Below are 13,127 nucleotides of genomic sequence, written 5' to 3' on the forward strand. Positions count from 1 at the left end.
TGCCCGGCTAATCGTTTATGCTGTCCATACTTATAAAAGGAGAAATCGATGTCCCGCCAAGTAATCCATACTGAAAATGCGCCTGCTGCCATTGGTACATACTCTCAAGCCATTTTAGTTGGCAATACCGTGTACCTGTCAGGACAGATCGGCCTTGATCCTTACAGCATGGAACTGGTTGAAGGCATTGAAGCGCAAATCCGCCGTGTTTTTGACAACCTGAAAGCCGTTTGTGAAGCCGCAGGTGGCACGCTGGCTGATATTGCCAAACTCAATATCTACCTGACCGACTTATCCAATTTCCAGTTGGTGAACCAGATTATGGGTGAATATTTTGCCCAGCCATATCCAGCACGCGCCGCTTTAGGTGTGGCCAGCCTACCCAAAGGTGCACTGGTTGAAATGGATGGCGTGGTGATTGTTAATCAATAACTTAGCTGCACAAAAAAGATACCATCGATAAGATGGTATTTTTTTATTCAAAAACCCAATCACAACAAATGAATTTTCAAATGATTTTTATTGACAAACGATAATAATTATCAATAATAACACTTATCTTATTTAATTCTTCATGGTTGTATCAATGTACGTTTGCTTGTGCCGTGGTATTACAGATCAAGACATTAAAGACGCCGTAGCGAATGGTGCTGAAAGCTATCGCGAAATTCGTGACCTGCTGGATCTGGGAACCTGCTGTGGCCGCTGTGCCCCTGAAGCACGTGCCATTATTAGTGATGAAGTGGCTGAGCTTGCCGGTCGGCTCGCAGTTGCTGCCTAATTCCAATAAGAATAAATCCTTCGGTCCGTGGGCCGACTCTCCTCCCCCGCTTCTGACTCAGGCGGGTTTTTATTGCCCGACCGGGCATTGCTGCCGAATCGCATTGATGACGATTTTCATTTGCTGTTCAATAAATTACTCGCCATCGTCCATCATCTTGTTTAAGATAAAGCTCTAGATTGCCTTAAAACTGTTTAGGGCAGAAATTGTGAGATGGAGTAGTGCAATGAAAGGCAATCGTGAGGTGATTAATCAGCTGAATCAGGTGCTGTATCATCATTTAACCGCTATTAACCAGTATTTTTTACATTCACGCATGTTTAATGACTGGGGCATTGAGCAACTCGGTTCGGCGGAATACAAAGAATCAATTCGTCAGATGAAACATGCCGATAAAATTATCGAGCGGATTTTATTTCTAGAAGGTCTGCCGAATCTGCAACATCTGGGCAAACTGTATATTGGTCAGCACACGGTTGAAGTGCTGAACTGTGATGTCCGTAAAGTCAAAGAAAATATTGAAGCCATTCAGAAAGCCGTCGTTTTGGCTGAACAGGAAATGGATTATGTGACCCGTGATCTGGTTCAGGAAATTCTGGAAAAAGAAGAAGAATATCTGGACTGGGCGACCACGCAACTGGATTTAACTGAATCTGTCGGTATTGAAAACTATATTCAGAGTCAGCTCTAAGCTCAATTAAAAAGATTAACTGTATAAAAAAGACCGGAAGTCCGGTCTTTTTTATTTCTTGGATTTCTTTAAAATCCCAAACAGCAGCCTTAAAAATCATAAGATGATTTATGGTTCCTGTCTGATTTCTACTCCATCCAGCAAGCTGTCATAATCCACCTCGACCTTGCGCAAGACCTTTAACAGCTCCAGCTGCTGTTTGGCTTCTGCTTCATAGCCATTAAATGCCAGCACCCGGGCATATTTAAGCAGGTCATACTGGGTTGGATAATTCAGCACAATTTCATGAATCTGCTGTAATTGCTGCGGGCTTTGCTGGCTATACGGATTCAGACGAATCCAGGCAATACGACGGTTAAATTCCTCGAGCAGATAAATCTGATCCTGATTGGTGATTTTTTCCGGTGTCTTTTCATAACGCACCGATTGATTCAGCTTTGGCACCATCACTTCATAATCACGATAAATTAGCAGCAGCAGGACTAAGCCCACGCCAAAGCCAACCCGCATGAATATTGGCGATAACTGCACGCCAGCACCTAGACGTTGTGATTGTACAATCCCCAAGATAAAACCGGTGGGGAGCAGAAAATAAGCATAGTTCTGCGGGAATTCCAGCATGGCATGAATCAGGAAGGCACCGAGCATCAACAGGCCAATCACCGAAATAGTTGAATTCACCTGCCGATGTAGCTGATAGCCCCAATAGACCAGATAAGCCAATAATGGCAGGCCAATCAGCAGACCATTCCAGAGCAGAAGATCGAGCACCACATTGTGGGCGCTACGAATCCATACCGGTCCCTGGAAAAATTCACTAATCGTGGTGTAAGCGACACTGGTCTGATGCCAGCCATAGCCAAACCAGGGCTGATGAGCAATTGCGTGTAGCATTTGCTCCCAGATTGCCAATCGTGACATATCACCGGTAGCGCGCTGTACCACATCACGAGATTGTACCGCTATATCTGCGCTTTGTGAGAGTAGCTGACTTACGGAAGGTGCAATAAAGATCAAACCAACAAAAGTTGCAAACCAGAGCACGCTATAGAACCATTTCAGGCGGATATAGCCTTGGTATTGCTGATAACCAAGATAAGCCAGAATACACAGCGAGGCGACCCAAGAGGTACGCGACTGACTCAGCACTACCCCGCTTAAGATCACCAAACCAGCTACAACTAAGAGCATGGTTTTCAGTTTCTGTTTTTCATATAGATATAAACAGGCCATCAAGGACATGACTAGAAAGGTCGCCATATTGTTCGGCTGGGCAAAGTTGGCATAAGGACGCTGATCGGTACGGATATCCACCATAAACGGGAAATACTGGTCGATGGTGAGCCATTGGCAAATAGCCATGAGACCAGTTAGGGTACCGACACCTACAAAGACATAACTTAAACCCGTAAATATTTTTTCTCGCTGCGCGGCATCTAAGGTCAGGTTATAGCCCAATACGATTGCCAGCCAGAATCCAAAAATATACAGACTGCTAAATAGCGCTTTATCAAAAAAGAATAGCAAACCACAAGCCCATTGGATAAATGGGACAGCGGTTAAGGCCAGCAAAGGCAGGCTTATTTTTGGAAGAGTCAGTTTTTCTTTTAGAAAAATAGCCGCTAAAGCGAACAGCGCAAGAAAAGCATATAGCTCGCCGGTATAGGTGACCCAAGGCCTATAATGCACGGGCATGAGCCATGCAATGGAGATAAGAAGTGCTGCGATGAGGGCGAGCGTGAATTTCATGTGGTCAATGAATCATAAAAATTTAGCACATGATAATCAAAAAGTAGATTATTGGGTAATCTGCTTTTTAGTTAACTAACCCATGGTGAGTTCAAAAGGTGTAAGTTAACGATCTTAAAAAACTTAACTCGCTCCCTCTTAATCAACCTGCTTATTCTTTCAATTTTGTGCTATTAAACACCTTAGCTTATTTAACTGTAAGAGAACCGGTTCAAACTTATAGCTTTATAGATCGCATGCTCAGACCTAGTGGCTATTTTACTTGGTTAAGTATTCACTACCCATTCACATTGCTCATCAAGTCAGCCAATATCCAATAAAATCGTGCGCATGCTGATATGCCTCAACTAGTTAGAGTTTAGTTTTATAATACTTTAACAACTGTTTATAAATTTGCTCTCTAGACGCATTTAAACTAATATGTTTTGCAGTAGTCGCACCGCGTAAAATTACCAATACTCCACCACGATCATCGACAAATAGATCATGCCCTACTCCAGGGAAATAGCCAGAACGATGATAGACTGTAAAAGTCTGCCCTGTCGCTTGGTAAGGATCCATAGCATAGCCATAACACCCATCCCAAATATGATTAGCACATGGTATTTTACTATGTTGCAAGATATTGGCATTTTGCTGGTCTAAAATCTTTTTGATTAAACGCAACAATTGTGTTGCGGAACCTGACAATCCTCCTACTGCAGATAAGGAATCTTTAAAGTCAAATTCTGAACGCCAAAACTCAGTATAGAAATTTTCATTGCGATAATCATATTGAATTTCGTCTGGCAAAAAATCATTGTTGATGAATTTCATCTGATACGAAGACAGTTGATACTTTTGCTCGACAGCAGTTCGATACGACAATCCAGTCACTTCTTCGATGATCGCGCCCAACAAACAATAGCCAAGATTAGAATACTTAAATTGGGTATTAGGTTCAAAGTCGAGTTTAACATTTGCCAACTCATTCAACTGTGTTGGGCACCAAGGTTTTTGGCCCATATTCATCATTGGGGTAAGCGTCTTCTGACGATCAAATCCAGCGCTGTGCTGCAATAACATTTCCACTGTAATTTGTTCTATGCGTGGATCTTGTGGTGGCTCTGGTACAGGTAAAATTTCTAAAATTGGTTGATCCAAATGAATTTTTTCTTGATCAATTAAGTCTAGAATCATTGCCGAAGTGACCACTTTCGTGAGACTGGCGTAGAGAAAACGTGAATGATCTGTAATCTTTCTTTCGCCCATAAAACCATCTTCCCAACCACTTTCACAATGATGCAATTGTCCATTCGGACTTAAATATGCCACTTGATTCGACATGGTTTTTTGTTGCTTGATCGTATCAAGCATTATCTCATGCATAAAACTTGGCGCTTGATCTGAACAGTGTATGCTACGTTTGATGAGCGGATATTGCACCCAATACCATGCCCGTTCGACTTTTAATGGGTAATTCGTCCACCAATAAGTACCCACCACCAACAAGATGATTAGCAGCAATAAAATTAGAACATCTTTTTTTTGTAATTTCATCGACTTAGTAGACATCCACTTCCCCTTAAATTGATGCTACTGACTCGGTATGAAACAGCACATCTCAATATTTAAAATATGTATTTAAAAAATCAGTAAAGTGCTCAGTTAAGACAAAAATTTATTTTTCTCACGTTGTAACAATGGCTTTTCAATATAACGATAAGATAAATAAGCACATAAAAAGGTCAGTGGTAGCCCCACACCTACTACGACGTACCACGGATAATCTGCTCTAAGAAATCTTACAACAGGATAATGCCAAAGATACAAACCAAAAGACAATTGTCCGATCCAACGTAGTATTCTGCAGGACAGAATACGATTTACAACCAAATGCTGATCGTACGAAAAGTAAATGAGAATCGCAATCCACAAATTACTCAAAAATGCCCAGTAAAAATTATTTTTATTGATACCGTATAGTGAAATAAGCAGTAAAAGTAAAAATGCTAAGCCTGATAAATAGTGTACATAAACAGGCTTAAAAGGAATTTTGCAGCGGATTTTATCTATATGGATAAAATATAAAATAGCACCTAATAAAAAAGAAGCCATTCTTGTATCAGTACCATAGTAAATCCGTCGAAAAGACCACTCTACATGAAAAAAATGCCATTTATAACAAAAACACAGTATAAAACACAGCAATAAAACTCTTGGATAACGGGCAAAAAGAATCAATAACCAAGGAAAAACAAGGTAAAACTGTTCCTCCACAGCCAAACTCCAAAGATGAGTAAGATAATTACTGGGCTCAATATTGAAAGCAAAGATCCAATTGGAGTAAAAAAATACTGAAGCAAATAAAAAAGGGCTGCTATATGCAATGTTTAATAAATAGCTGACAATCAAAAATACAAAAAGAAAAATAAAGAGTGCAGGTAAAATTCGTAATGCTCTCCTTTTATAAAAGTAGACATAATCGTTATGTTGTAAGAGTGTCCCTGTAATCAAATAACCACTTAAAACAAAAAAAATTTCTACACCTGTCCAAGCCACATGTAAGTAGCTTGAGAAAATATGTCCGATAAAAACAAATAATATTGCAATTGCTCTCAGACCATCTAAGGCTGGATTATGCCTCATTTCTTTTCGATCTCTTTAAGCAACCAATGATAATAAAAGACTTATTTTTTATTCAAAATAAAAGTTTAAACGACGATATAAAACAAAATCTCCCTTTAAAATTTAATAAAGAATGAATAATCCACTCTAAATAGAAAAAAATTATTTCGATAGAAATGAAAAAATTGCAATTATTCTAAAATTATCCATTAAATAAGAATATTTATTTTCAATCGATGCCAATCTTATCCATTCCTCTCACTATGCTTAAATTATTCGGTCTATTTAAACAAATTCAGCACTTATGATTTAAAAGTCTTATTAACTCACTGTAGCTATGCGTCAAATTAGTTCCATGGACGGAGGTCAACGATCTCAAGCACCGCTGCATTTTTTTTATCAATGAGCACCACCATATCAATCCCACCTGTTCTTAATGGCATCCATGCACCTGCATTTGGAAACTGCTTTAAGGTCGTATTAATATCATTGGGTGGATTAAAATGAGTCAGATGCTTTAAATCTTGTGAATATTCTTGTAAACGTGCTGACTCATGTGATAAAGACGTATATCTATACGGCTTTATAGACGTAGGAATACCTGCTATAGCATCTTGAACAAAAGATTCATCTTTCTGAGCAAGTGATTGAATTGCCACCCATTGCGGTCTAAACCATGGAGGGCTTTGATATTCGTCAGCAATCTGATGATCTTCATCTATAAGGATTTGGTTATATCTTACCAATTCAAAGACATCGCCATTTTGCACAATCCACGATGGCCTTGATGAGACAATATTATATAAGCCATAGATAAGTGCTGTGATTTGCAGCAGAATAATAATGAGTAAATCTTTTTTTAAGGTTTTTTTACCAACTTTGTAGACCAAAAGAGACAATAATGGACCAATAATAACATCCACCGTAATCAAAATTAAAATAATCTGTGTCACGCCCACAGCTTTCGCCAATGGGAATGGATACCAAACAAAAAAAACCATTCCGATTAGCATCAAACCTACAAGAGTAGATATGCATAAATGAGCTAAAAAATATCGAATTCGCTGAGACATAGTAAAATTGAACACCTTTATATTATTTACAAATCCTTAAAATAAAAATCATCTAACTGCATCATAGAATGTTTCAATTCATGCTCACTGCAATATTTTTCCTATGTCGAAGCGATTCTATCATGGCAGACCAACCGAGAAAATTCATGGTATTCCCACACAAAAATGCGCTTATGAAAAATGGCACTTAAATTGAACCACTGTGTAGCCATGCAAAATTTATTTTGCAATTTCAAATTCAATTATTGGAATCTGTGACTCAAAAAATGTACTATCCTCGCTCGCAATAATTGGTGGATCATGATCACCTACCACGATCACTTTGGTACCTTTGAATTCTTCTTTTTGTATCAAGTTAGACAGCGTGTCAAAGAATTGAGCTTGTAGTTTCAGGTTTCTGCATGCAGCACTTCGAACGCTTACCCCCATTTCCTTACAATCGAACACATCAACTTCTAGATCTCTTAAGTCAAAAATAGAATGTGTATTTAAGGTCAACCAATATAAAAATAATTTGTCATTTTTTTCAAATTGTTCAGCAACCCTCACTGCAATATCTCGATCACAATTCCCTGGGAAAGAATAGCAATTAGACTCAGGCAAATCTAAATTCACATCTCTAAACATTAAAGTATTAAAGCCCGCTCTTGGGTACCAAAAAGCACGATCATACATAATACTTAGTGCCCCATGTACCGCTACGGTTTCAACACCGCGTTGTTTATAAATATTTGGTAAACAATGTTCAAAACCTTTCTGCTGTTCTCTTAAATTAAAATGTATCGGTGCTTTTTGGCACAATTCTCTTAATTCGCCAGCCAGTGTATAGCCTTCAAAATCTAAGGTTTTATATTGGTAGTTGATGACATTTTTATTTTCACGGATACCTTTCATCATCTGCTGATTAATATTGTCATCAAACGGCACTCCCCAAGATTCATTGACAATGAGTAGTACTTTTTCATGTTTTTGATTTTTAAATAAATCTTGAGTTGCACTTTGGGTTTTACCTTTTTGAAAAGCCTCACCTTCGATATCATAAGTTTCAAGAAAGGCTTTATTGGTATAGTCTCTGTACTGCAACAATTGTGAATAAACCACTCTTTCACCATAAGGTTTCCAGAAGCCATTGGACATATAATCTCTAAAATATTCCTCATAGGCGAATAAAAAAATAAGAATATTAAATGCACACAGCAGAGAGGTTTTCTGTTGCTCTTTGAATAATTTTGTAATCAACCAAATTTCAAGTGCTACAAACACAAATAATAGAACTGAATAGAGCTGATAACTTTTAGAAGATATAAAAGAAAATTTTAATAGGTAGGCAATATCCTCTAAACGAATAAATGGAAAGATTTGCGCAAAAACCATTAAAAAATCAAAGAAATAAACAATTAAAAATAAAACAATATAAATGATTTTTTTTCTAAAAAACAAACCCAATAAGGGTAAAAAATAATCAATATTAATAATTGAACGCTCAGTACCTGTCCACCATGCCAAGGTAGCAATTGAAAAGTTGGCAATGGCAATAATCAGCACACAAATGAGAATATTTTTAAAATTATCGTTCATAATCATCTATAAAAATAAAAGCGAGATAAAAAATAAGAGGGCATATGCCCTCTTATCGATACTTAGGAATTAAGCACCAGCTTTTGCTGCTTCATCACCAGCATCTTGAGCTGCTGCTGCTGAACCAGATGTTGCACAACCTGCTGGACGATATTTTTGGTCTACAGTTGTAGCACAGCTCCAAATACCATCAGAATTACGACCCCAAGAAAGTGTTTCACCACGCACCGCAGACGCTGCACTACCACCGAACTTAGCCGTAATAGCTGCTGTATTTTCATCTAAATCATATTTCGCTGTTAAACCAGTTTGAAGGTTTGTAATCTCACCTTCACCACCTTCAGCAGCAGGAGTGTCTTCACCACCAAGAATATTACTGTTGGTCCAACCTACATTACACGAAGCTGGAGCAACACCATCCATCATACATGTTTCAATCGCAGTTTTGATTGCACCTGTTTCAGACATTACACGGCTTACTTGAGACTTCGCAATGTAGTTTTGGTATTGAGGAATCGCAATCGCTGCAAGAATACCAATGATCGCAACAACGATCATTAATTCGATAAGAGTAAAACCCTTTTGAACTGATTTCATAACATTCTCCACAAATGTTTTTGTTTATTTATAAGCCTAAAGACAAAGCTCATTTAGCTTAATTTTATATTTAGCACTAAGTATGCCAAGTTTTATTATAATAATTTTGAGAGAAAAAACAGCACTTTAAAAAAATATTTTTCTTTTTGTAATTTTTGTGTTTTATTTTGTGTAAATAACTGACAAATTTTGTCAGTTAGTTGACTAAAATCACCCCAGAATAATTGGCTTATTTCCTAATTCATTATTTAAATCATCTATTTTACGATCATAGTACTGATCTAGAACCTCTCCAATCTGCTTAACCCCTTCAATGACACCTTCTTTATACTGCTGCTGAGCCAGATTTTGAATGATGCTTTGACAGATTTCATCCCAGACTTGCTGGGTGGTTGCATTCTTAATTCCCCGATCAATCACAATTTCAACCTTGTGCTCGCACAGATTCAAATAAAGTAATACCCCACTATTATATTCGGTATCCCAAACCCCAATTTCAGCAAAGAGTTGCCGGGCACGACAAAGTGTATCCTGATAATAAGCAGATCGTGAAGGCAAACAGCCTTCAATCACTACCTGAATCTCCCCGACATGTCCATGCTCGGCTTGTTCAACTGCAAGCGCAATTGCATGCTGATCCTGCTTGGAAAAAAAGCGCTTGGTTGCCGGCATATAAAAGAAATGCTTGAGCCAGCGCTTAAAACTCGGCTGTGCATGTTCTACGAGCTTGGGCTGTGTGACAATTTCTGTCGTATCTGTAGTTGTTACCATGAGCCTGATGCTCCTCCCCCGCCAAAACCACCACCGCCTCCACCGAAGCCGCCGCCAAAACCACCACGACCACTACTACCACCCCGGCCGCCACCAGCCAGGAAGGCATGTAAAATCAGCTGGGCAATAGAAGTGATCAATAAAAAGAAAATACCTGCGCCAATCATCAAACTTGCAAGCAGCCCCATGCCATTGACCAGACCTGCAGCCGTCCCTACAACTGCGGCAGTCACAGCGCTCAGTTTTCTGCCGAAAATCATGGATCCCACGACACCTGCGACAATAATAAACAGCACGCTACTGAACGTCGCCTTACTGGCTTTTTGTGCCTGATAAGCCTGCTCCTGACGCTCTTTCAGTTCATCCGCCGCCTGTGCTGCAATTTCAGGATCTAAATTTAAAATTCTTTCAATTTCGGTTAGTCCGGAATCAATGCCCTGAGCATACTGTCCCTGTTTAAAATACGGAGTGATATTGTCATTGATAATCCGACCCGCCACGATGTCAGGCAACACACCTTCCAGACCATAACCGGTCAAAATCTGAATGCGGCGATCATTAATCGCAATGGTCATCAATAAACCATTATCACGTTTGGCCGAACCCAACTGCCAGGCCTCAGCCACGCGCATAGAATAACTAAAGATATCTTCTTGCCCCGTGGTCGGCACAATCACGACTCCAATTTGTCCTTTGCCTTCATTATAAAGTTTTAGAATGCGCTGACTGAGTTGCTGTTTTTCAGCAGTACTAAGCAAGTTCGCCTGATCAATCACCGGTTCATTCAGACTCGGTAAATCGCGCTGAAGCTGCCCTTCTGCCATATCATTGGCAATTTGTGGCTGTGATGCTGCAGTTTCTGTATTTTGAGCCGGAGTATTTTGATTCGTTTTAGGCTGTAAGATTTCACGAGCTACGATGACTTCTTCAGTATCTGTAGCCGTCGCCGTTTCTGCTGAAACAAGTGTTGTCATTCCCATGCCCAACATAAGAATTAAACCAGCACCGTATTTCAGCAGCATCTCAGACATCTGATTCCTCACTTATTTATACGTTATAAGTTATTCAAAAGACACCGTTGGAGCTTTCTGTGCACTTTGCTCGGCGCTAAAGTTCGGTTTGGTGTCCATTCCAATCACTTTGGCGGTCATGACTTGTGGAAACTGACGCGCATAAGAGTTGAAGTCCTGTACTGTGGTAATATAACGGTTACGCGCTACGGCAATCCGGTTTTCTGTACCTTCTAGCTGTACTTGCAAATCACGGAACTGCTGATTAGCTTTCAGGTCTGGATAATTTTCAGTGACCGCCAATAAACGTGACAAAGCACTGGTCATTTGTGACTGTGCTTCCTGATAACGCTGGAATAGTTCAGGATTTTCCAGTACTTCCTGATCGACTTTGAGGCCTGCTACATTGGCTCGTGCCTGAGTGACTTCTGTAAGCACCTGCTCTTCATGCGCGGCATAACCTTTTACGACATTCACCAGATTTGGCACAAGATCGGCACGACGCTGATACTGGTTCTGTACTTCAGACCAGGCTGCCGTTACTGCTTCATCCTTGACTTGCAAAGTGTTATAGCCACAGCCACTCAGGGTTAAGGTACTGGCCAGCATCAAGGCGATAAGAGATTGTTTGAATACACGCATGATATCTTGTCCTCAATTCTTTATTAATATTTATATAATTAATTTGATTTTAAACAGTATTTTCTAAAGTTTTGTTACTTTTTATAATCTTTTTTAATGGCCTCTTTTAAGTTAGACAATATCCAAAAATAAAAAACCCGCCGTAGCGGGTTGTTTGAATGACTTCAGTGAATTTTCAACTATTAAACCTCCAGATAATCCAGGATTCCTTCTGCTGCCTGACGGCCTTCCCAGATTGCTGTCACGACTAAATCAGAACCACGCACCATATCACCACCGGCGAAAATTTTCGGGTTTGAAGTCTGGAATTTAAATTCCTGCTGTTCTGCAGCCACCACACGACCTGAACCATCCAGGTTGATGTTCACATCGGCAAACCAGTCGGCTGGGCTGGTACGGAAACCAAAGGCCAACAATACTGCATCTGCCGGCAGAATTTCTTCTGAACCCGGAATTGGTTCAGGGCTGCGACGGCCACGGCTGTCTGGTTCACTCAGTTGAGTGGTCACGAATTTCACGCCAGTCACTTTGCCATTTTCGCCAACAATTTCAATTGGCTGACGGTTAAACTGGAATTCAACCCCTTCTTCACGCGCATTGGTCACTTCACGACGTGAACCCGGCATATTGGCTTCATCACGGCGATAGGCACAGGTCACCGACTCGGCACCCTGACGGATCGAGGTACGGTTACAGTCCATCGCGGTATCACCACCACCCAGGACAATCACTTTTTTGCCTTCCACAGAGATGTATTCTGATGGATCTTTTTCCCAACCCTGACAACGATTCACGTTGGCAATCAGGAAATCCAGCGCATCATACACACCATCTAAGTCTTCACCGGCAAAACCACCTTTCATGTAGGTATAAGTACCCATGCCCATGAATACCGCATCGTAGTCAGCCAGTAACTGGTCAATGGTGACATCTGTACCAATTTCAGTATTTAAACGGAATTCTACGCCCATACCGGTGAAAATTTCACGGCGGCGTTTCATCACATCTTTTTCCATCTTGAATTCTGGAATACCAAAAGTCAGCAGACCACCAATTTCCGGACGCTTGTCAAACACCACCGGTTTTACACCATTACGCACCAGAATATCGGCACAACCCAGACCTGCCGGGCCCGCACCAATAATCGCGACTTTTTTATCGGTCCATTTGACATGTGACATGTCTGGACGCCAGCCCAGCGCAAATGCAGTATCATTGATGTATTTTTCTGCATTACCGATGGTCACGGCACCAAAGCCATCATTTAAGGTACAGGCGCCTTCACAGAGACGGTCTTGTGGACAAACCCGGCCACAAACTTCTGGCAAAGTATTGGTCTGATGGCACAGTTCTGCCGCCTGAAAAATACGGCCTTCTGAAACCAGTTTTAACCAGTTTGGAATGTAGTTATGTACCGGACACTTCCATTCACAGTACGGGTTACCACAGCCTAAACAGCGATGGGTCTGGTTGGTCGCCACTTCTGCGGTAAATGGCTTATAAATTTCCACAAACTCAGATTTGCGGACGTCAATCTCTTTTTTCTCTGGGTCTTGGCGTGCAACATCCAGGAATTGAAAGTCATTACTTAGGCGTTCTGCCATGTCTTTACTCCGTGGCTAGATGCA

General features: G+C 40.4%; 13 protein-coding genes. 3 read left to right on the plus strand and 10 right to left on the minus strand.

The annotated features are described in order from the left end of the window. Window positions 1–48: 48 nt before the first annotated feature. The 3 genes from GA693_RS10635 (at window position 49) to bfr (ending at window position 1,472) form a co-directional block, all read left to right on the plus strand. Entirely contained in the window at window positions 49–432 is a 384-nt protein-coding gene (locus GA693_RS10635) for a RidA family protein (RefSeq protein ID WP_104513240.1), read from the plus strand. Window positions 433–586: 154 nt separating this feature from the next. After that, window positions 587–781, plus strand: coding sequence for a bacterioferritin-associated ferredoxin (locus GA693_RS10640; protein WP_034597991.1), 195 nt, complete (start codon window positions 587–589; stop codon window positions 779–781). Between the two features lie 226 nt (window positions 782–1,007). Further along, window positions 1,008–1,472: a heteropolymeric bacterioferritin subunit Bfr gene (gene bfr, locus GA693_RS10645; protein WP_005180468.1), complete on the plus strand. Its 465-nt coding sequence runs from the start codon at window positions 1,008–1,010 to the stop codon at window positions 1,470–1,472. 108 nt (window positions 1,473–1,580) lie between these two features. On the opposite strand, the gene GA693_RS10650 is transcribed toward bfr, so the two are convergent. From GA693_RS10650 to GA693_RS10695, 10 genes are all read right to left on the minus strand, one after another. Beyond that, window positions 1,581–3,221 carry an O-antigen ligase family protein gene (locus tag GA693_RS10650; RefSeq protein ID WP_160240913.1) on the minus strand — a complete coding sequence of 547 codons (1,641 nt, stop codon included), beginning with the start codon at window positions 3,219–3,221 and terminating at the stop codon, window positions 1,581–1,583. A gap of 351 nt (window positions 3,222–3,572) precedes the next feature. Next, window positions 3,573–4,775, minus strand: coding sequence for a serine hydrolase domain-containing protein (locus tag GA693_RS10655; protein WP_160240912.1), 1,203 nt, complete (start codon window positions 4,773–4,775; stop codon window positions 3,573–3,575). Between the two features lie 93 nt (window positions 4,776–4,868). Further along, window positions 4,869–5,849: an acyltransferase family protein gene (locus tag GA693_RS10660; RefSeq protein ID WP_160240911.1), complete on the minus strand. Its 981-nt coding sequence runs from the start codon at window positions 5,847–5,849 to the stop codon at window positions 4,869–4,871. 326 nt (window positions 5,850–6,175) lie between these two features. Further along, on the minus strand, window positions 6,176–6,901 hold the full coding sequence (tfpZ, locus tag GA693_RS10665) for a TfpX/TfpZ family type IV pilin accessory protein (protein WP_160240910.1): 726 nt from the start codon (window positions 6,899–6,901) through the stop codon (window positions 6,176–6,178). Window positions 6,902–7,120: 219 nt separating this feature from the next. After that, a complete protein-coding gene (locus GA693_RS10670) occupies window positions 7,121–8,479 on the minus strand; it encodes a sulfatase-like hydrolase/transferase (protein ID WP_160240909.1) in 1,359 nt (452 codons plus the stop codon). A gap of 69 nt (window positions 8,480–8,548) precedes the next feature. After that, window positions 8,549–9,076 carry a pilin gene (locus GA693_RS10675; RefSeq protein ID WP_160240908.1) on the minus strand — a complete coding sequence of 176 codons (528 nt, stop codon included), beginning with the start codon at window positions 9,074–9,076 and terminating at the stop codon, window positions 8,549–8,551. Between the two features lie 210 nt (window positions 9,077–9,286). Then, the gene (locus GA693_RS10680; protein WP_160240907.1) at window positions 9,287–9,847 is read right to left on the minus strand and encodes a TPM domain-containing protein; all 561 of its coding nucleotides are present in this window, start codon (window positions 9,845–9,847) and stop codon (window positions 9,287–9,289) included. Beyond that, complete coding sequence (locus GA693_RS10685; protein WP_160240906.1) at window positions 9,841–10,878, minus strand: TPM domain-containing protein; 1,038 nt, start codon at window positions 10,876–10,878, stop codon at window positions 9,841–9,843. Before GA693_RS10685 ends, GA693_RS10680 begins: the two co-directional genes overlap by 7 nt. Window positions 10,879–10,908: 30 nt before the next feature. Beyond that, window positions 10,909–11,499: a LemA family protein gene (locus GA693_RS10690; RefSeq protein ID WP_160240905.1), complete on the minus strand. Its 591-nt coding sequence runs from the start codon at window positions 11,497–11,499 to the stop codon at window positions 10,909–10,911. A gap of 182 nt (window positions 11,500–11,681) precedes the next feature. Continuing rightward, window positions 11,682–13,103 (minus strand): FAD-dependent oxidoreductase, encoded by a 1,422-nt coding sequence (locus GA693_RS10695; protein WP_160240904.1) that lies wholly within the window; start codon window positions 13,101–13,103, stop codon window positions 11,682–11,684. Window positions 13,104–13,127 lie beyond the last annotated feature (24 nt).

This window comes from Acinetobacter indicus (assembly GCF_009914475.1).
GTDB classification, from domain to species: Bacteria; Pseudomonadota; Gammaproteobacteria; order Pseudomonadales; family Moraxellaceae; genus Acinetobacter; species Acinetobacter indicus.